General features: G+C 68.3%; 18 protein-coding genes and 2 pseudogenes. 5 read left to right on the top strand and 15 right to left on the bottom strand.

The window, feature by feature from the left end:
* Nucleotide 1: 1 nt before the first annotated feature.
* Nucleotides 2-397 carry a VOC family protein gene (locus tag ACQP1O_RS27265; protein ID WP_433561292.1) on the bottom strand — a complete coding sequence of 132 codons (396 nt, stop codon included), beginning with the start codon at nucleotides 395-397 and terminating at the stop codon, nucleotides 2-4.
* A 204-nt stretch (nucleotides 398-601) separates the two neighbouring features.
* On the opposite strand from ACQP1O_RS27265, the gene ACQP1O_RS27260 reads away from it, so the two are divergent.
* The 3 genes from ACQP1O_RS27260 (at nucleotide 602) to infA (ending at nucleotide 2,055) form a co-directional block, all read left to right on the top strand.
* Entirely contained in the window at nucleotides 602-826 is a 225-nt protein-coding gene (locus tag ACQP1O_RS27260) for a hypothetical protein (RefSeq protein ID WP_433561291.1), read from the top strand.
* 213 nt (nucleotides 827-1,039) lie between these two features.
* The gene (locus tag ACQP1O_RS27255) at nucleotides 1,040-1,834 is read left to right on the top strand and encodes a GNAT family N-acetyltransferase (RefSeq protein ID WP_433561290.1); all 795 of its coding nucleotides are present in this window, start codon (nucleotides 1,040-1,042) and stop codon (nucleotides 1,832-1,834) included.
* Nucleotides 1,831-2,055 carry a translation initiation factor IF-1 gene (infA, locus tag ACQP1O_RS27250; RefSeq protein ID WP_433561289.1) on the top strand — a complete coding sequence of 75 codons (225 nt, stop codon included), beginning with the start codon at nucleotides 1,831-1,833 and terminating at the stop codon, nucleotides 2,053-2,055. The genes ACQP1O_RS27255 and infA overlap by 4 nt, the downstream gene beginning before the upstream one ends.
* 103 nt (nucleotides 2,056-2,158) lie before the next feature.
* Here the strand turns inward: infA and ACQP1O_RS27245 are convergent, their stop codons facing one another.
* Complete coding sequence (locus ACQP1O_RS27245; RefSeq protein ID WP_433561288.1) at nucleotides 2,159-2,341, bottom strand: hypothetical protein; 183 nt, start codon at nucleotides 2,339-2,341, stop codon at nucleotides 2,159-2,161.
* Nucleotides 2,342-2,487: 146 nt separating this feature from the next.
* Here ACQP1O_RS27245 and ACQP1O_RS27240 point away from each other — a divergent pair.
* A pseudogene (locus ACQP1O_RS27240) lies at nucleotides 2,488-2,661 on the top strand (RNA polymerase subunit sigma-70); the annotation flags it as partial.
* A gap of 141 nt (nucleotides 2,662-2,802) precedes the next feature.
* On the opposite strand, the gene ACQP1O_RS27235 reads toward ACQP1O_RS27240, so the two are convergent.
* The 3 genes and pseudogenes from ACQP1O_RS27235 to tnpA form a co-directional block, all read right to left on the bottom strand.
* Nucleotides 2,803-3,663 (bottom strand): amidohydrolase family protein, encoded by an 861-nt coding sequence (locus ACQP1O_RS27235; RefSeq protein ID WP_433561287.1) that lies wholly within the window; start codon nucleotides 3,661-3,663, stop codon nucleotides 2,803-2,805.
* Nucleotides 3,664-3,674: 11 nt separating this feature from the next.
* The gene (locus ACQP1O_RS27230) at nucleotides 3,675-4,415 is read right to left on the bottom strand and encodes an SDR family NAD(P)-dependent oxidoreductase (RefSeq protein WP_433561286.1); all 741 of its coding nucleotides are present in this window, start codon (nucleotides 4,413-4,415) and stop codon (nucleotides 3,675-3,677) included.
* A gap of 146 nt (nucleotides 4,416-4,561) precedes the next feature.
* A pseudogene (tnpA, locus tag ACQP1O_RS27225) lies at nucleotides 4,562-4,986 on the bottom strand (IS200/IS605 family transposase).
* An 18-nt stretch (nucleotides 4,987-5,004) separates the two neighbouring features.
* On the opposite strand from tnpA, the gene ACQP1O_RS27220 reads away from it, so the two are divergent.
* Nucleotides 5,005-6,150: an RNA-guided endonuclease InsQ/TnpB family protein gene (locus ACQP1O_RS27220; RefSeq protein WP_433561285.1), complete on the top strand. Its 1,146-nt coding sequence runs from the start codon at nucleotides 5,005-5,007 to the stop codon at nucleotides 6,148-6,150.
* 88 nt (nucleotides 6,151-6,238) lie between these two features.
* Here ACQP1O_RS27220 and ACQP1O_RS27215 read toward each other — a convergent pair whose 3' ends face one another.
* The 10 genes from ACQP1O_RS27215 to ACQP1O_RS27170 all read right to left on the bottom strand — a co-directional run bounded on the left by ACQP1O_RS27215 (nucleotide 6,239) and on the right by ACQP1O_RS27170 (nucleotide 19,227).
* The gene (locus tag ACQP1O_RS27215; RefSeq protein WP_433561284.1) at nucleotides 6,239-7,390 is read right to left on the bottom strand and encodes a glycosyltransferase; all 1,152 of its coding nucleotides are present in this window, start codon (nucleotides 7,388-7,390) and stop codon (nucleotides 6,239-6,241) included.
* A 49-nt stretch (nucleotides 7,391-7,439) separates the two neighbouring features.
* Nucleotides 7,440-8,759: a glutamate-1-semialdehyde 2,1-aminomutase gene (locus tag ACQP1O_RS27210; RefSeq protein WP_433561283.1), complete on the bottom strand. Its 1,320-nt coding sequence runs from the start codon at nucleotides 8,757-8,759 to the stop codon at nucleotides 7,440-7,442.
* Nucleotides 8,752-10,050: a GNAT family N-acetyltransferase gene (locus ACQP1O_RS27205; protein ID WP_433561282.1), complete on the bottom strand. Its 1,299-nt coding sequence runs from the start codon at nucleotides 10,048-10,050 to the stop codon at nucleotides 8,752-8,754. The genes ACQP1O_RS27210 and ACQP1O_RS27205 overlap by 8 nt, the downstream gene beginning before the upstream one ends.
* Nucleotides 10,047-11,432 carry a glycosyl hydrolase family 28-related protein gene (locus tag ACQP1O_RS27200; RefSeq protein WP_433567812.1) on the bottom strand — a complete coding sequence of 462 codons (1,386 nt, stop codon included), beginning with the start codon at nucleotides 11,430-11,432 and terminating at the stop codon, nucleotides 10,047-10,049. Before ACQP1O_RS27200 ends, ACQP1O_RS27205 begins: the two co-directional genes overlap by 4 nt.
* Complete coding sequence (locus ACQP1O_RS27195; protein WP_433561281.1) at nucleotides 11,432-12,733, bottom strand: Wzz/FepE/Etk N-terminal domain-containing protein; 1,302 nt, start codon at nucleotides 12,731-12,733, stop codon at nucleotides 11,432-11,434. Before ACQP1O_RS27195 ends, ACQP1O_RS27200 begins: the two co-directional genes overlap by 1 nt.
* Complete coding sequence (locus ACQP1O_RS27190; RefSeq protein ID WP_433561280.1) at nucleotides 12,724-14,100, bottom strand: hypothetical protein; 1,377 nt, start codon at nucleotides 14,098-14,100, stop codon at nucleotides 12,724-12,726. Before ACQP1O_RS27190 ends, ACQP1O_RS27195 begins: the two co-directional genes overlap by 10 nt.
* 157 nt (nucleotides 14,101-14,257) lie before the next feature.
* Nucleotides 14,258-15,262, bottom strand: coding sequence for a CgeB family protein (locus tag ACQP1O_RS27185; RefSeq protein ID WP_433561279.1), 1,005 nt, complete (start codon nucleotides 15,260-15,262; stop codon nucleotides 14,258-14,260).
* Nucleotides 15,259-16,542 (bottom strand): oligosaccharide flippase family protein, encoded by a 1,284-nt coding sequence (locus ACQP1O_RS27180; protein WP_433567811.1) that lies wholly within the window; start codon nucleotides 16,540-16,542, stop codon nucleotides 15,259-15,261. Before ACQP1O_RS27180 ends, ACQP1O_RS27185 begins: the two co-directional genes overlap by 4 nt.
* Nucleotides 16,543-16,999: 457 nt before the next feature.
* Complete coding sequence (locus ACQP1O_RS27175) at nucleotides 17,000-18,187, bottom strand: glycosyltransferase family 4 protein (RefSeq protein WP_433561278.1); 1,188 nt, start codon at nucleotides 18,185-18,187, stop codon at nucleotides 17,000-17,002.
* The gene (locus ACQP1O_RS27170) at nucleotides 18,187-19,227 is read right to left on the bottom strand and encodes a glycosyltransferase family 4 protein (RefSeq protein WP_433561277.1); all 1,041 of its coding nucleotides are present in this window, start codon (nucleotides 19,225-19,227) and stop codon (nucleotides 18,187-18,189) included. The genes ACQP1O_RS27175 and ACQP1O_RS27170 overlap by 1 nt, the downstream gene beginning before the upstream one ends.
* Nucleotides 19,228-19,330 lie beyond the last annotated feature (103 nt).

Here is a 19,330-nt window from a genome sequence, read left to right as displayed (position 1 = left end):
ACTACCGTCCCCGCCGCTGCTGCCGCAGCGAGACCCGGTTCCCGTCGGGGTCCACCGCCTCGATGCGCACCCCGAACGGATAGTCCACCGGTTCCGGATCGATGAACGTGACGCCCCGCTCCCGCATTGCCTCGAAGTCCTTCCACAGATTGTCCGATTCGAGAATGAGCGGCCCGGGCGCGACCAATTCCGACCCACCGGACGGCTGCCCGGCCGCCTCCGGAAGCTGCCACAGAATGATCTCCACGGGACTCCTGGATGCCTTGACCGTCAGGAACCGCCCATCTGGCCCGGCATAGTCCACCTGCTTCTGCAGGCCGAGCGCTTCGGTGTAGAACTGCAGCGCGCGGTCCTGATCGGTCACGTAGACGGTGACATACAAGATGTTCGACAGCACCCTGTCCTCCATTCGTCGGCTCGGCGACCCGGCCGTTGTCGGTCGCCAACCCATATGACGCGGGCTGCTGCGAGAAGGTAACCGGGTTCGGATAACAAAACGGCAGAATCACGGCAATGTTGCAGCAAACGTCCAGTCGGGGCGATTAGCGTCGGACGCCTGGTCTACCGCTTCACCCACGGCGCCCACTAGGAGGAGGACCCGGTGACCGAGACATCCAAACCCTCACCGCTGTCGAGGATCTCGATGAAGCAGTGGATCGCGATCATCCTCACTGTGCTGGCCGTGACCTTCATCGCCGAGAACCGCCACCGGGTGGATATCGAGTTCCTGCTGCTGACCATCCGTTCGCCGATGTGGCTGGTGCTGCTGGTGACGTTCGGCATCGGCTGGGTCGTAGGCATCCTGACCGTGCGATCCCGCCGCTGAGACGACCTGCGGCCCCCGGCAGCGCCGGAAATACCTTGCGCGGACCGTGGTTCGGTCTGTTAACCTGCTGCCTACCGTGACATCACGCGAGGAGGTGAGACCCATGAACACAGTACCGATGTGGGGGCTCCCTCTCGTCGTCACGGATTGGCGAACGCTGTAGTTGTCGCCGGGAGCGCCTGCCTGACAAGGCAATCCCGAAAGGTGACGACGATGAATACTTCGAATCTCTCTTCGCATGCGGGCGATTCCGCCGCGATCACCCGGGTCGCGCTGACCCAATGGCAAGCCGTGGACAACGACCTGGTGGTCGGATCCGGCGATGTCTCGACCCGGCCCGATGGTCGGCTGTTCCTCAGCATCGACGTCTGGCAGGACGCGGTGTTCGATCAACTCGCGGCCGCCATGCTCGCCACCCTGCGCAGGCCCCTGTACACCGTGGTCGACGAAAACGATTCCGACCTGATGTCCCGTTGGGCGCGAGCCGGTTTCACGACCCGCCGCCGGGAGTGGGAGTACCTGGTTCCCACCGATCCGGGCAGCACAGGTCTGCATGCGGTGGCCCCGCCGCCCGACATCACGATCGTGCCGGCCGGGCACGCGGCGGACGAACCGCTGCGTGCCGTGGACCGCGTGATTCGCGACGAGGTGGAGGCGACCGTCGGCTGGCAGGACATGCCGGTCGAGAATCTGCGCGGAGCCGATGGTGACACCATCGTGGACCGGTCGAAATACGTGGCAGCGGCACAATCCGACCGCTACGTCGGCCTGCTCCGCGTGGTGCAGGTGACCCGTCTGCCCCGGATCGGCCTGATCGCCGTGCGAGAAGATCAGCACCGCCGTGGCATCGCCCGGGCCATGCTCGCCCACACCCTGGGCGCGCTGCACACTCGCGGCATCACCACCGCCTCGGCCGAGGTGAAGGAATCCAATGCCGCGGCCACCGCCCTCTTCGAGGGCATCGGCGCCCGCCGCGTGAACAGCAACCTGGAACTGGTGCTGCGATGACCAAGACCAGCAAAGGAATCGAAATCGAAGGCACCGTGATCGAGTGCCTGCGCAACGCCACCTTCACGGTGGAACTCGCCAACGGCCACCAGGTCCTCGCCCACATCAGCGGCAAGATCCGGAAGAACTACATCAAGATCCTCCCGGAAGACCGCGTACTCGTGGAACTGAGCCCCTACGACCTCAACCGAGGCCGGATCCTGTTCCGGTACAGGACGTAACGGGCACGGGCGGCAGCTCCCGGCTGCCGCCCGTGGGCGCACACGCGACTGGTTTCCGCGGTCCGGCGTCGGCAGCTGCCGGTGGAGAGCTGCATAGCCGCAGTCAGGACAGCCGCTGGGCCCGGAAGGCCGTCTCGAGCAGACCGAGTCCATTTCGCTGGCGTTCGTGACGGCCCTGCAGTTGCTGCCGCCGCGCCAGGTGGCCGTCCTGATCCTGCGTGACGCCCTGGGATTCCCCGCGGCGGAGGTGGCGGGCATGCCTCGACACGACCGTCGACTCGGTCAACAGCGCACTCGAGCGAGCCCGTACCGGCCTGCGGCGCCGGCTGCCCGCGACCGCCGAGGGGGGAATCGGCCCCGCCTTCGGCCGCGCAGGACGCCGTCGCGGCGAAGTTCGCCACGGCGTGGGAGTCCGCCGATCTGGACGCGCTGGTGGCCCTGCTGACCGACGACGTGTTCATGTCGATGCCGCCGATGCCCTTCGAATACGCCGGCCTCGAGACGGTAACCCGTTTCTGCGCAGCGATATTCGCCGCCGGCCGCCGCTTCGACCTGGTGGCGACCAGCGCCAATGGCCAGCCCGCGTTCGGGGCCTACCTGCGCGGCCCCGACGGCACCGCCCACGGCACCGGCCTCTATGTCCTGACCCTCGCCGGCGACCGGATCAGCGGGCTGACCAGGTTCGACACCGCCGTGCTCCCACGATTCGGGTGCCCCGATCACTGCCGAACCGCTAGCCGGGGTCGCCTATTTCAGGCGGTAGGCGTCGAGCGCGTTGGCCCGGTAGAAGAACTCCGCCTCCTGATCGGTGGCGTCGGTGGTGACGATGTGGTCGATCGCCGAGACCAGCTCGGTGTAGGTCCCCGCCAGCGAATCCACCGGCATGTTGGACGCGAACATCAGCCGCCGCCATCCCCACAGCGCCACACTCGATTCCAGCCAGTACTCGAGCGACGGCCACGCCAGATCCCGGCAGATGAGCCCGAACCCCGAGAGCTTGCACAGCCACTGAGTCTCCTTGGCCGCCAAGGAGATCGCATTGTGCCAGGCGGAGCGGGCCTCGGAGGAATGCCCCTGCGGGAACCCCAGATGCTCGAGTACCACCCGCAGCTCCGGATACCCGGCCAGGAAGTCGATCCAGTCGAGTATCTCGCCGGGCTCGGTCACCAGATCGAAGACCGCGTCGTGCTCCTGCAGCCAGCTCGCGAGGGCATCCGCCGCAGGCGTGTTCGGCGACAGCCCTTCGAAAACCCGTACCCCGCGGAACCGCTCGGTGCGGGCCTGCTCGTCGAGATGCGCGATCAGCTCGGTTGTCGGCAGCGCGGGATCGACCGCTCCGACGATCGCGAACGGCCGCGAACCGGCCGCGGCAATGCCGTCCACCCAACGGGTTTCGTCCAGATAGGCATGCGGTGCGGTGGTGGCCGACACGTGCACCAGCCCGGCCACCTCGATCGCTCCCAGCGCCCGATCGAAGTCGGCAGGTAGAAAGTTCTGCGCGATGTCGGGTCGTCCGGCGTCGGCGAATCTCGCCAGGCCCGGATACCAGGCATGCGCACCGGTGTCCCACAGGTGCATGTGGGCGTCGACGAGGGGGAGAGAGGGCATGTGGGCAACTCCTACTGCATGGTGATGCCGCCGCTGACGCTGATCAGCTGGCCGGTGACGTAGCTGGCTTCCGGGCTTGCCAGCCATGCGATGAGGGAGGCTACTTCGTCCGGTCGGCCCAGGCGTTTGAGGGGGATGGATTTTTCGAGGGCGGTGAGGGTTTCGGGATGATCGGCCATGGTGTGGGCGACCATGCGGCCCTCCAGCGGTCCGGGGCAGACCACGTTGACGGTGACGCCGTCGCGGGCCACCTCCCGGGCGAGCGATTTGGCGAAACCGAACAGGCCGGATTTGGATGCGGCGTAGACGGTTTCACCGAAGGCGCCGGCTCGCGCGCCGTCGGAGGCGACGAACACGATCCGGGGGGCCTCGGCGTCGTGCATGCCGGGCAGCAGCAGCTGGGTCAGGCGCATGGGCCCGCGCAGATTCACCTGGAACATGAGGTCCCAGGCGAGGGTTCCGCTGTCCAGGAACGGTTCCACGACGGCGACCCCGGCACAGTGCACCACCGCCGAGACCCGCCCGCCGACCGCCCGGGCGGCCGCTTCGATGCTCTCCGCGCTCGTCAGATCCAGTTCCAGCGCAGTGGCTTCCGCCCCCAGCTCCGCCGCACACGCACGCGCACCCTCGGCGTCGACATCGGCGACCCACACGGGCCTTCCGGCGTCCACCAGTCGCCGCGCCACCGCGCGCCCGACATCCCCTGCCCCACCGGTCACCAGCGCGCCGGATACCGCTCCGACACCACCCACTGCCTCACCTGTTCTATCTGTTCCGCTGCCCATGAATCCGTCCACAGAATGCGTAGTTTTGTATAGCAGTGAACGGCCTCAACCCTGTCGGATTCAATGGCATTTGGCGAGGAATCACGGTCGTTCAGGGCTCCGAAGGAATCTCGTCATCCCGGCCGGTACTGGCTCTTGATGTACTGCTTGACGATCGCCAGCGGCGGTCCGCGACACGATCCCGCGAAGTACGACGGCGACCAGAAATGGTCCCCCACGAGTACTTTCGGATGTGGTCGGGGAAGCTCCTACCGCAACCGCCGCGCCGGCACGCCTTCAGGCTGCCGGCGAGGGTGAACAGTTTCACCTGCGGCAGGTAATGCACGAGCAGGTGTACGTGGTCGATTTCGTCGTTGAACTCACGTAGCTCGGCACCGATGTCCCGCTCACACTGCGCATCACTTCCTCACAGCGGGCAAGGATCTCATCGGTGAACCGGCTCTGCCGGTGTCTCGGGACGAAGACCAAGTGCGCAATGGTATTCGACATGTCTTCCCCTGCGTACGTTCGGATTTGAAGCGCCCCGGGTGACATAGATGCATGCTATCGTGTGCCGGTGAAGCTGGTCGTGCCGGTGAAGCTGCTGCCCACACCGGAGCAGGCAGTGATGCTCACCGCCACGCTGCACACCTCGAACGCTGCCGCGACAGAACTGGCGGCTCACGCCCAGAGCCAAAAGTCCCGCAGTCGCGCAGCGCTGCAACGCGACCACTACTTTTCCGTGAAGGCGGCAGGGCTGTCCGCGCAGCCCGCGCTCCACGTCATCCGGAAGGTCGCCGACGCCTACAAGACTCGCGCAGCGAATCTGAAAGCGGGGAACTACGGTCCGTCCGGTGACCGCCGTCGCGAACGGATCGAGTCCACCCCAGTCCGGTTCCGCCCCGATGCGGCACAACCCTTCGACGACCGCTGCCTGTCATGGCAGCTCGACGCCCAGACCGTGTCCATCTGGACCGTCCACGGCCGGATGAAGAACCTCCGCTACACCGGGTCCGACGAGCAGCTAAAGACTCTCGCGCAGTACCGGGAAGGCGAAACCGACCTCGTCCACCGCGGCGGAATGTGGTTCCTGTACGCCAGCTGCGAAATCCCCGTACCCGACCCGATCACCCCGCAGGGATGGATGGGGGTGGATCTCGGGGTGGCCAACGTGGCCACCACCAACACCGGGTACCGGGCGGCGGGGCGTGGGCTGCGGCGGCACCGCGAACGGCAACGAACACTCCGCCTGAAATTGCAGGCCAAGGGCACCAAGTCCGCTAAGCGAGTGTTGAAGCGGCAGCGGTGGCGCGCCGCCGATGTCAACCATCGCATCTCCAAACGTATTGTGGCCGAGGCTCGACGCACCGGGCACGGAATCGGGTTAGAGACCCTGACCGGCATCCGTGACCGGGTACGGCTTTGCAAGCCCCAACGGGCCGCACTACACAGCTGGTCGTTCGCGCAGCTGGCCGGGTTTATCGAATACAAGGCCTTCCTCGCGGGGGTGCCGGTGGTGTTCGTCGACGCCGCGCACACCTCGCAAACCTGCCGCAAGTGCGGGTACGTCGACCGGAAGAACCGACCCAGGCAATCCGAATTCTGTTGTCGTTCGTGTCGTTTCGTTGAACACGCGGACGTGAACGCTTCCCACAACATCGCCGCCCGCGCGGCACAGGCGTGGGAACGCGGGGCTCAGTCAGCAGCCCCTACGCCTTCCTAGCGTTGGACGTAGCCTGCTACCCGGCAGCCAGTCGAGCAGCGGAGTTACAAACCTGGCCTATCGGCCAGGTAGCTGACTGAATAGTCGGTCAGCGGGAATTGCGCGACACAATGTCCGCGATCCGGCTGCGGAATGCCTCGGGGGAGAAGGTGACGGCGTGGTTGCGGATGGTTTCGGGGTGATGGTCGGCCGGGTCGAAATCGCGCATCACCCGGGCGAATCCGGCCACCACCGAATCATCGGAACCGGTCGGAATGTGTTCGCCGGAGATACCGGGCACGACGGTGTCGAGGGCCCCGCCCTCGCCGACCGCGAGCACCGGTGCGCCACAGGCCATGGCCTCCACCGGGACGATGCCGAAATCCTCCACGCCGGGCATGAGCAGCGCCCGGCAGCGGCGGTACATGTCCTGCAGCACCTCGTCGGAGGCCGCGCCCAGGAAGGTGGTCTCCGGGCCGGCCAATGCCTCCAGTTGACGGCGATAACGGCCGTCCCCGAGGATCACCAGGCGCACCCCGGCCCGGCGGGCGGCGAGAATGGCGAGATCGGGCCGCTTGTAGGGCACCAGCCGGCCCGCGAAGAGGAAGAAATCCTCGCGGTCGATGCGCGGATCGGGGGAGAAACGGTCCACGCGCACAGGCGGATTCACCACCGACGCGGGCAGTCCCCACCAGTCCCGCACCCGATCGGCCACCGCCTGCGAGTTCGCCACCACGTGCGCGAGCCGCGGTGCGGCCCGAAGTTCGTTGCGCCGGGCGAGTGCGCCCAGCGCCATCAGAATGGCCTGCCCCGCCCGTCCGCCGGCCTCCCGCGCCCGGAACGCGCTGTCCCAGGCCCACCGGGCCGGGCTGTGCACATAGGCGATCACCGGCGCGGTGGTGGCGAAGACCGCCTGGGTGGCGAAAGCGTGATGGCTCACCACCACCGCGTCGTACTCGCCGTCGAGTGGCAGATTGCGCAGCGTGCCCGGCACGAAGGGCAGCAGCGGGGCGTGCGACCGCCGCCCACTCGCCGAGTAGGCGCGCGAGAGCCAGGTGTCGTATACGAGTCCGGTTGCCGTCGAGTCCGTTTCGATCGAGGGGCCTGCCGCCGTCAAGAGTGTGCGCGTGCACTCCGCGTCGGCGATGGGCGCGAAAACCGGTGCGCCGGGCCAGGTTTTCATGAACTCGGCTACCACGGCCTCGGAGCCGCCGTATTCGGTGAATCGCTCGTGGACGAGGGCGATCCGGGGTGCGGACATCACAGCTCCTGGGTTACTGCGCGAGACTGGGTTACGGCGCGAGACTGGGTTACGGCCCGAGACGGCGCGGTGCCGCCGTGCGCCGCAGCGCCGGAGCCACCGGCCGTCCGGCGAGCAGGCCGTCCACCGTGCCCTGTTCGAGGGCCTTGCGGTAGGTCTTGGCCGCCGACTGGCAGGCGTCGATGGTGTGGTCGATATCGGCGTCGGTGTGCGCGGCCGAGTTCACGAACGACTGCCCCAGCACACCCCGGTCCAGCAGCTCCTGCAGGAACAGCGTCCGATAGGGCTGGGAGGGAACGCCTTCCGGGTCACGGGTGAGGAACACCAGGCACGACGGCCGGCCCGCCACCTCGAGCTGATCACCGATACCGAGGTCCGCGGCGATGGCGTTGACCCCGGCGGCGAGGCGGCGGCCGGATTCCTCCATGCGCGCTACCGGATCGGTGTCGCGGTAGGTCTGCACGACGGCCCGGAAGGCGGCCAGGGACGCGGTTTCCGGCCCGTGGGTGGTCGACAGCAGGAAGACCCGGTCCTCGTCGGTACGCAGCCCGCCCAGCTCCATGTACTCGCGTTTGCCGGCCAGCGCCGAGAGCGGGAACCCGTTGGCCATGGCCTTGCCCCAGCACGAGAGGTCGGGCGTCACGCCGTAGATCCGCTGCGCCCCACCGGCGGACCAGCGGAACCCGGTGATCATCTCGTCGAAGACCAGCAGCGCGCCGTGCCGGTCGCACAGCGCGCGTACGCCTTCCAGGAAGCCCGGCACGGGTTCGGCCAGGGCCGTGGCCTGTTCGAGGATCACGCACGCGATCGCGGTGCGGCGCAGGGCCGTTTCCAGTGACGCCAGGTCGTTGTAGCGGAATCGCACGGTCGGAACCGCCGGTATCCCCGCGTTCATCTCGGTGGTGCCGATGAACCAGTCGTCGACCGAGAAGAACGGCTGCTCGCAGATCGCCACCGCCTCCCGCCCGGTCACCGCGCGCGCCAGCCGCACGGCCGCCGTCGTGGTGTCGGAGCCGTTCTTGGCGAACTTCACCATGTCCGCGCCCGGCACCAGGCTCAGGAAGTCCTGGGCCGCCAACAGTTCCAGCTCGGTCGGCCGGGAGAAGTTGACCCCGTCGGCGATGGTCCGCGCCACCGCCTCGACCACCGGCGCGAACCCGTGGCCGAGGGTCACCGAGCGCAGCCCCATGCCGTACTCGACGTACTCGTTGCCGTCCGCGTCCCACACCCGGGCACTCTTGCCGCGCACCAGGATCGGGGCCATGGCCTCCGGATACTGGTCCGCGCCGCGCGCGTAGGTGTGCGCGCCGCCCGGGACCAGATCGTGCAGGCGCGCCTGCAGGGCGGCACTGCGCCGGTAGTCACGCATGATCGGTACCCCCGGCGGTGATGGCCCACAGCTCATGGTCGCCGCGATGTCCGTCGAGTCCGGTGTAGCTGCGCATGGTTGCCTCCTTGTGCAGTCCCGCCGAGGCGGCGACCGCGGCCGATGCGGTATCCCCGGCCGCGACGGCCGTGTATACGCGGAACAGTCCGAGCCGGTCGAAGGCGTGTGCCAGCAGGGCCCGGGTTGCCGCCAGGCGGACTCCGTCGTCGGCGTGGGCGGGATCGGCCCAGATGTGCATCCGGGCATTGCGATCGAACATGTCGAGGTCGAACAGCCGGGCCTCCCCGGCGTAGGCGCCCGCGGCGTCGAGGACGAGCAGCAGACCGGCGGGGGAGCGCACTCCCGCTGTGCTGCGGGCGAATTCGCGCCACCAGGACCGACCGGTGCTATCGGTTCCGTCGGTCACCGGGGGCACACCGTTACGCCGGGCGGTCGCGCGGGCCGGGCCGTCGGAGGGCCGCGGGCTGCGCAGCGCCACCCGGTCGTATCCGGTCAGCCGGAGCGTAACGGGCCGGGTGGGCAGCCCCTGCCGGGTGGCCCGCCACAGCCGGCCCGCCCGATACCGGGCCAGGACCGCGAAAATCGTTGCTGCATCAGGTATTCCGTTCGCCTCCGGTGCGCCGGTGGGTTCGTCCGGGGGCGGGGTTCGATGTTCGAGGGTGCGCTCGGTCCACATCTCGGTGAATCCCTTGGGCGGAATCTCGGCCCGCGTCATCGACCACAGATCGTGATCGGCCCGCGCCCCGCCCACATCGAAGCGCAGCCGCATGCGGCCCTCGCGCACGAACCCGATCTGCACCGCACCGCTGGTGGCCGCCGCGTTCCCCGGCGAGATGGGCGCATTGATGCGCTCCAGCCCCAGCACCTCGAAGCTGAAGTCGAGGATCAGTCCCGCCGCGATCCCGCCGAATCCGTGGCGCCCCATCCGCGCGTCGATCCAGATTCCCATCTCGCCCTGCCGGGCCTGCGGATCGATATTGCCGATCTCCACCTGCCCCGCGAAACGCCCGTCGATCTCGATGACGGTGGCGACCCGCCGCCCGGTGCGGGCATTGGTCGCCGCCTCCAGACATTCACGCACCCAGGCCTTCTCGCTGTGCCGGGTGTCCCAGTCCAGCGGCGAGGTGTGCCAGAACGGTTCCAGGAGGGCGCGATCGCGCAGCCGCAGCCGCCGCCACTCCTGATAGTCGGCGAAGCGCGGCAGCCGCAGCAGCAGGGTGCTACCGTGCAGCCGCGCCGGGCCCAGTCGCAGTCGTGCCCCCGCGCCGCTCACGAGTGCGGTCGCTGCTTGCCCAGCGACGAGGTCTTGATCGCACCGTCCGTGCCCACCGACAGCCGCCAGTACGTGCCCGCCGAATCCTTCAATACGATTCCGCCTTCGCTGCGGTCGGAAATATAAGCCCCACTGTTCAATACGGCCGACAATACGGTCCCGTCCCGGTCCTGGACCTGGAAGATGTCGGCATCGGGCTGACTCGCCTGCGCCACCGTGGTCCCGGCGAAGCGCGCGCCGTGGATGGCCCCGCGCCCGATGACGTGCCAGCCCTCCGGGAACGACCTGGGATCCACGTCCTGGTAGGACCCGGAGATGAGGTTGACGGCCGTGCCCTCCGCCACGCCCTTGGGATCCACCCGCACCTCGATGGGCGGCGCGTCCAGGTCCGGGTCGAACTGCACATTGGCCAGATACGGCTGGCGGCAGTGGATCAGGTCCAGACACACCTTGCGCGCGGCCACCTTGCAGTTGACCAGACCGAACTGGGCGGGCCCGCCGGCCGGTCCGCCGATGGACAGCGCGGTGTCGGCCCCTTCGAACCACACGTTGGTCAGCCACCAGTCGTTCGCGGGGCCGTCCACCACCAGGTGCTTGTCGGTGGTCCGGGGATCGTTGTCGGACACGAATTCGACGTTGGCCAACGCCAATCCGGCATTGTGGTCGCCGCCGGTGCCGAGTACCCCGATGTGATTGTTGGTGAGTTTCGAGGACGTCACGTAGTTCTGGATGCACGAGGTGACGATCCCGTACCCGAAATTGTTGATATCGGAATTGATGACGGTCGTGCCCCCGGTGTTCTGATCCAGCACCAGTCCCCGCTGGTCCTGGAATCGGGGCGCGTTGTCGCTGATATGGTTGCCGCGCAGCACCACCGAGTCGAAGGTGCAGCGGAAGCACTCCGACAGCCGCACCGCGGTGGCCTTGGGGCCGGAGAAGTAGAAACCCAGGCGCGAGAAGCGAACCCGCTGCTTGCGCTGTAGTGCGATGAAGGTGTCATCGCCCTCGTAGTTGATGGTGGTGACATCGGCCCCGTCGCCCAGCACCGTCGCGTAGTCGGCGAGTGCCGGGAACTTCTTCAGCGTGTACTGCCCGGCCGGGATGTAGAGCACCAGCGGCTTGTCGCTGACCGCGGCGGCCTTGGCGAAGGCGTCGGTGTCGTCGGCCTTCCCGTCCCCGACCGCGCCGAAGTCCTTCACATTCCGGGCCGACGGCTGATCTGTGACATGCGGCGAACGGAATTCCGCTGCATCGGAATCGGTTTTCGCGCACGCGGCGGCGACCGGCAGGATGGCCGCCGCCCCGAGTCCGGCGGCCAGCAGCCGCCGGCGGCGCACGGCGGCGTCCGACCGGTTGTCCGTTGTCCCCCCGTCCTCCTCGATCACCGTTTCACCAGATCGAGCGGATGCTTGACGAGTTCACCGACACTGCGAGCCGGCCGGGAGAAGACGACCGTGCCGATCATTCGCTTGTTGTCGTGGCCGAAGGTGGCCAGCGCCCCGCGCACCTGATTGGAGGTGGTCTGCCCGAGCTCGATCACGCCGATGGTGGCGTCGACGCGCCGCGCCAGGGCGATGGCGTCGGCGGCCGCGGTGACGGGTGCGGCCTCCACCACGATGTGGTCGAATTCGCTGCGCAGCTTGGACATGATGTCGGTGAACCGCTCGGAGTCCAGCAGGTCGGGGGTGCGGAAATCCATGCCGCCCAGCGGCAGCACGCTGATCCCCACCTCCGGCCAGGCCAGCACGAAGCCCGCGGGGGTCGCGTTGTTGCGCAACAGTTCCGAGAGTCCCGCCGCCGCGGCCGCCGGACTGCGCCGGGACGAGCCGTGCCCGGTGGTGTCGGCGTCCACCAGCACCACCCGCGCGCCGGTATCGGCGAAGGTGCGGGCCAGCCCGATCGCCACATCCGGTTCGGAGTGCGGCGACAGCGAGGTCAGCAGCAGGCTGACCAGCGCGGGGTCCTCGGTGAGCCGGGTGCGCAGCCGGCGCAGCTCACCCGCGGCGCCGGGCCGCCCGTCGTCGACGATCCCCAGAATCGGCACGGGCAGAAAGGCTTCCAGCTCGGTGGAGGTACGGACTCGCCTGTCGAGTTTGTCGCGCAGGATCGCCGCGCCCAGGCCGACCATCAGTCCGGCCAGCACGCCGAGCATGTAGTAGCGCTTCTTCTGCGGTCCGCTGGGCTGGCTGGGCGTCTGGGCCTTGTCGATGACCTCCGCGCGGGCCGCGGGTGCGGCGTCGCTCTGGGTGACCTCGAGCCGGGAGACCAGCGCCCGGAACTGGGAGACCACCTCGTCGGCCAGGGTGCGTGCCCCGGACGCGGTGGAGTCCTTCACCGTGATGATGATGATCGTGGTGGCCGGCGGCGAGACCGCGGTGATGCGGCCGCGCAGGTCGCTCACCGAACTCTTCAGGCCCAGCTGATCGTGCACGTAGGTGGCGACGGTGACGCTGGAGGCCAGATCCACGTACGAGCGCACGCGCTGCTGCGCGGCCAGCCCACCCTGATAGGAGTCGTTGACCGACGTCCCGGTGGCCATGGACACGTACACCGAACTGGATGCGGTGTACTCGGTCGGCAGGGTGCTCGCGTATCCGTACGCCGCCCCCGTACAGATCACCACCGCGACCACGATTATCGGCCAGCGCCGCCGCAGCAGCCGCCAGTAGTCGATCAAACCCATTGCGCTGTCCTCGTTTTCCCGGATGGAATCGGCGCCCCCTGCAGCTGTTCCATCCGTCTTCGGAATTCACCAACAACCAGATACGCCAGCCATGCCAGCACCACGGCCTGCAGATACTTGCCGAGCATCTCGACGGTGCCGAGGATGCCGCGCTCGAACAGGACCGGGACCTCGATCACCGACAGGCCCAGGATCGCCATGGCCAGATACCTGCTGTAGAGGGCGCGGATCCAGATCAGCAGCAGCACGAACGTGATCGTGACCCCCACCGCGACACCGATATAGCCGCCCAGCACATAGCCCTCGTTGATATTGCCCTCGGCGAGGGACACCTCCACCGTCGACATGTCCACCGAGCGCCCGCGCACCTGCTCGGCCCAGGCGGCGCCGGACCGGAACTTCTCCGCGCCCAGCAGCTGGGTGGGAATCAGGCTCTGCACGGCGTGCTGCGCCACCTGAGCCGGCGTCAGCCAGGAACTCGGCCCGGCGAACCAGGAGTCGGTGGCGGCCTCGAGCAGGTCGAAGCGGCGCAGCATGCTCAGGAAGGGGTGCACCACCGTCGGATACTGCGCATCCACCTGTGCCGCTTCGGCCTTGGCGGCGGCATCGGTCTTGAGCGACTGCAGCCAGCCGAAGCCGCCGATGGCGAGGCCGGTGATGCTCAGCACGCCGACCACCTTGACGCGCGTCCAGCCGGTCATGGCGAAGCGCACGGCGATGGCCAGTACCGCGCCCATGATCGGGGTCTTGGACTGCACGGTCGCGGTCCACACCAGCTCGCCGCAGGTGAGCGCGCCGACCACCAGCGCGGTGGTGCGGCCGGACTCGTTGCGGTAGAACACGATCAGGCCGACCGCGCCGAGGGTGGCGAGAATGGTGACCAGGTTGATGAGCGGGTTCGGGCTCTCCAGCTCGCCCGCCTTGCCGGTGGTGCCGGTGGCGTAGGCCGCCAGCCGGCCCAGGGTGCCGACGCCGTAGAGCAGGAACAGGGTCTGGGTGAAGATGGGCTCGCCCGCGAAAGGCGCTACGCGCGGCGTGGTCTCGCGCGGGCGCAGGCGCACCCAGGCCGCGTAGCCGACGATCAGTGCGGCGTAGACCCAGAGTCCGAAGATGACCGGTTGCAGCACCGCGGCGATGCCGCCGTCGTAGCCGTACTCGTAGAGCCGCGGATCGGGCACATTGTCGCCGTAGCTGGGGACGGGCTGCACCCACAGCAGGACCACCGGTCGCGCGATATACGACAGTGACCAGTGCGCGGTCTGCGCGATGAGGAACACCCGGGCCACACCGGGCAGGAACATCGCGGCCACGACGATCGTCACCAGCGCGGCGGCGACGAGGAATACGGCGAATTGTGCGGAGGCCATCACTCTCCCATCACCCGTATGTCCGCGCCGCGGGCCGGGGCGTTACCCGTTTGCGTGGCCGCTCTTTTCGCCATCGGCGCGGCAGATCCGTTGCGCCGTTTGGGGCATGGGCGGCGCTTCGTGCGGCTACACGGTGTGGCCTCGTGCGCGCGGCCGCTCATGCCAGTGCGTCGATGATCTCGCGGGCGCGGTCCACGTACCGGTGGTCGCCGTTCACGATGCGGCGATGACCGGCCTCGGCGACCTTGGCGACCTGATCGGGATACTTGGCGCAGCGGCGCAGGATCTCGCGCAGCTCGGTCGGGCCGGAGAACAAATAGCACTCGGCCTCGTCCTGGAGCAGTTCGGCATGTTCGTCGGTGCGTTCGCCGACGAAAAGGCCACCGGCGGCGGGGACTTCGAACGTGCGGCAGGTGTGGGTGTCGCGATTGTCGGAATTGAGCAGCACCAGGTTCGCGGTGACCGCGGCGACCGCCGTGGAGAAGTTCTCGCCGTAGACCGCGCCGCCGACATCGGCGCCGGTCTGCCACAGCGCGCGTACGCGCCGCCAGCCGGGACCGCGTAACAGCATGTCCCCGCGGTGTTCACGGGCCAGCGAAATCAAGAGATCTTGACGGTCGGGGCGCACCGCGCCGATGAAACCGACCAGATAGTTGCGGACGGTACGGCGGGCGGTGAGGTGGTGCAGGGCCGGATCATATGCGCTGCGAACGAATTTCACGTGCCTGGCGCCGCGGGCAGTCAGCTCGGGAACGTTGTGCCACTTGGTGGTGACGATGAGATCCCATTCGGCTTCGTGTGCCAAGTATTCCGGGCTGGTGTTGTACGGATTGGATACGTCGTCGGGACTGTAGTGCACATGCAGACCAGCCGGGGCGCTCAGTAGCCGCTGCTGATCCAGGTGCACCGATTTGAAGGCGAACAGCACATCGGGCGCGAATTCGATAGCGGCGCTGTCGATCTCGCGATGCAGCGCCTCGACATCCCAGGGCGCGCGCCGATGGGCGACCTTCGAATACATCCACGGCGGCGACAGCCGCGCGGGCAGCGTGACCGGGGTCGTGTCGATCACCACCACCTCGTGCCCCGCCTGCTGGAATCCGTCGGCGAGTGAGCGCGCGTTGCTGCCCACCCAGTCATCGCCGACGAAAAGTACTTTCACGCCAAATCCCCCTTGGTCAGCAGCGCGGTGGCAGGTTCGACCGGCCCGCCGCGGCCGGCCCGTTCCCGCACCATGAGCCACCGCACCCGGATGATGTACCACAGCGCGACGCTGATTTCCGCGGAAACAGTGCCATAGACCAGGGTCCAGACCGATCCGGTCCGGGCGGCGACCACCAGCGCCACCGCGGCGACGCAGGTGCCGATGATCGCGCCGATCAGCACGCCGATGGTGTCCTGCTTGACCGGCAGCACGGCGGTGGTCACGTACGAGGTGATGGTGGTGGCGGGCAGGATGAGAATCTCGACGCGCAGCAGGGGTATCGCGCCGTCGAAATCGTGGGTGTAGATGAGGTGGACGAGGATGGGGGCCATCACCCAGACGCTCACCACGGCGAGGCAGGCCAGGGTTACACAGCCGATCAGCATCTGGATCTGATTGCGCCAGAACTGATCATGGGCGCTGCGGCGGGCCATGCGGGGGAGCAGGGCGAAGCCGATCGGGTCCAGGGTGGACTGGATCGCGCGGACCAGCCGGTCGCCCGCGGAGTACAGGCCCAGCGAGGCCGCCTCCAGAACCGCGCCGTACACCGCCGCCGAGCCCTGGCCATAACCGGTGACCAGCAGCCGGGAGGTGAAAATCGGTGCGGCCATGCGCAGGACGGCCCGCACGCCGTAGGGCCGGGCGGGCGGTCCGAACTTGCGGAAGGAGTCCCACCAGGTCAGCGCGACCGTGGCGATGGAGGAGACCAGCAGGCACAGCACGGCCATGGAGGCGCTGGGGAATCGGGGGAGCAGTCCGACGAGCAGGCCGAGATATCCGATGCGGCCCACGCCCTGATACATGGTGGAGCTGCCGAATCTGCCCTGGCCGATGAGCAGCCAGTCCTCCGAGATCGACCAGAAGCCACCGGCGAACAGGCCCAGCAGCACCATGTGCAGTTTGGGGGACACCCCGATCGCGAGGCCGGCCAGCAGCGCCACGCCGATGAGGGTCAGGGTGGTGGCGCGAATGGCGAGGTAGGTGCCGCGCAGGCGGTTCACCTCGAGGTGGCCCGGATCGTCTTCGGGCACTTTGGCGGCCAGGAACGAGGTGACGCCCAGATCCACGACCAGCGAACCGATGAAGTAGGACGACATGCCGATGGCCAGCAGGCCGGTGCCGTGCGGGCCCAGCATGCGGGCCAGCAGGGGGACGGTGACCAGGGTGATGACGTACTGGCCGTACTTGCCGAAGGTCACCAGTCCGATATCGCGGATGATGCTGCCGACACTGCCCAGACCGGAGGACGAGTCCTTGCGATGGTGACCGTTGGCGTCGGAATGATCTGTGGCGATGGGGGATTCGCCGTCCGTCGCGGCCTGTCGGTAGGCGCCGGAGGCATCGCGCGCCGGGCGGGTGATCGGGAGCCGCACGGTGGGTGGGTCGACCGGATCGCCGTAGAAGGTCGGGAGCACCGGACCGCGGGAGGGCGCGGCATAGCGGGCGGCCCGGGTCTCGTCGAACGACACCGTGCCACGGCCGGTGCCGTTCTCGTGGCCGTTCGGTCCGGCGCGGCGCTGCCGCGCACCGGTCGGCCCGGAATCATCGCGGGCGTCGTGTTCGAAGGCGGAGGCCTGCTGGTCGACCTCCGGAATCCCGTGCCGCATGTGGCGGCGCTGCCGCAACCGGCCCAGCGTGCCGAGAGCCTCCATCCGCACGGTGGGCGGGTCGTAGGCCGGCAGCGGATCGGTCGGATCATCCACGCCGCGACCGCTTTCCGGGCAGACCGGTCAGGAGGCCGGTCACGATCCGGCCCGACTCGGCGACATCGAATTCGCGGGCCCGCACCCGTGCGGCATCGGCGAGCTTGACGCGCAGTTCCTGATCGGCGATGAGAGTGTCCAGGGCGCGGGTGAGCTCGGCGCGATCGCCGGCCGTCACCAGTAGGCCGTTCACCCCCGGCTCCACGATCTCCTCCGGTCCGCCCGGGCGGGTCGCGATGACCGCGCAGCCCGCCCGCATGCCCTCCACCACCACCTGGCCGAAGGGCTCGGGCAGCACCGAGCAGTGCACGAGAATATCGGCGTGGCGCAGATAGGATTCCGGGTCGTCCACGTGGCCGGTGAAGGTGACCGGGAGGTCGAGGGCGGTGGCGTGCACCTCGAGTTCGGCGCGGTAGGGCTCCTCGTCGAAGAAGGTGCCGCCGACCAGGAATACCTCGCGGGGGAGGGTTTTCACATCGGCCAGGGCGCGCAGGAACAGGTCCTGGCCCTTCCAGGGGGCGAGGCGGCCGACGACGGCGATGATGGTCTCGCCGGCCGGGCGTTGTTCCCGGGGTCGTTGTTCGCGGAGGAGCGCGGATTCGTCTGCCGCGGTGTCGTTGTCGGGTGGGAACTCGACGCCCGGATAGGCGACGACGGCCGCTCGCCGCCATGTGTACAGCGAGGCCAGGGTGCCGCGGCTGTTGGCGATCACGGCGCGGGCCACCACCCAGCCCAGCACTCGGATGACGAGGGCGAGCACGCGGCCGAAGTAGTCGCGCGAAACCCGGTCGTGCACATGCCAGACCAGCGGGACCCGGGCTCGGCGGGCGGCGAGCGCGCCCATGAGCATGGCTTTGGTGCTGCCCGCGACCAGGACGGTGGCCTCCAGGTCGCGGACGGTCGCGCCCAGTGTCCAGCCCAGACGCAGCAGTCCCGTCGCGCCGATGAGCAGGCTGCGGATCCCGGCCTTGTCGATGGTCATGGCGCGGGAATCGAAACTATTGGTGACGACGCGGGTTTCGATCCCGCGCGCGGCCATCAGGCGCAGCATCGGACCGTCCTCGGTGTAGAGCACGGCGGTCCGCCCGGCGGGCATGGCCGAGACCAGGCGCAGCGTCGCGAGTTCGGCTCCGGAGGGGGCCGCGGTGTGCGCCAGGAATACAGCCTTCAGCGGTGCCATCAGCCGACGAGCTCCGCGTAGAGATCCCGGTGCCGATGCGCCGCGACGGCCCAGGAGAACGTCTCCGCATGGGCGCGGCACTGTTTCGCGGCGGGCCGGGAGCCGTCGAGGGCCGCGGCGATGCGGGCGGCGAGTGCCTCGGCATTGCCCGGCGGGACGAGGAGCGTGGCGTCCAAATCCCGGACAGAATCGGGCAATCCGCCACAATCGGACACGATCGGGGGGCGTCCGGCGGCGAGGGATTCCAGGGCGATGAGGCCGAATCCCTCCAGTGCGAGGGAGGGGACCACGGTCAGATCGGATCGGGTGTACAGGTCGGTGAGTTCCGCGTCGGACACCGAACCGGTGAATCGGATCGACGGCTGGTCGGCGGCGAGCGACCGCAATTCGGCCTCGGCGGTCCCGGTTCCGACGATGATCAACCGGGCGTCGGGATGCTTGGCCGACACGTCGCACCAGGCGCGAATGAGCACGTCGATACCCATCCGCTTCTCCAATCGCCGCACGCACAGCACGATTCCGGTATCGGCCTCGGGCTCCGAAGTCGTGAAACGCTCCAGATCCACACCGGGCGGAATCACCCGAACACGGTCGGGCCGCACGCCGTAGTCGCCGACCAGCAACCTTTCGAAATAGTGCGACAGCACGACGAACCGGTCCGCCCTGGCATACCGCAGCCGCTCGACCAGAAACTTGGCGCGCACCGCCCGCGGGCCCTCGCCGGCCATCCGGCTCTCCGCCGCCCACGGCCCATGAAAGTGCACTACCAGCGGATTTCGTACCGCCGCAGGCCCGTACAAGCAGAAATGCCGATCGATCACGGTGTCGCGGGTGAGCCCGCCCCGGTCCAGATACGCGGTTCGTGCGCGCTGGAGCGTCGATCCGCCGGTGGGCCCCCATGACCCCGCACCGACCGGACCGTCTCCGAAAGCCCTTGCACCGATACTGATTCGAGGGTCGCGCGTCAGTGCACCGTATAGATCTGTGAAGTACCGGTTGAGACCACCATGAGCGGCCGTGAACCACTCCGACCCTGTCATCAACACCCGAATGGGCCGTGTCAAAACCCTCACCCCCGGGTCCGTCACCCACATTCGGGCCGAGATAAAACGATCCGAACGCCCTTGCAGCGCAAGTGTATGC

This window comes from Nocardia sp. CA-151230 (genome assembly GCF_050942175.1).
Taxonomy (GTDB): domain Bacteria; phylum Actinomycetota; class Actinomycetes; order Mycobacteriales; family Mycobacteriaceae; genus Nocardia.
Note: the sequence above shows the minus strand (reverse complement) of the source record. Positions and strands in the feature narration are given on the sequence as shown.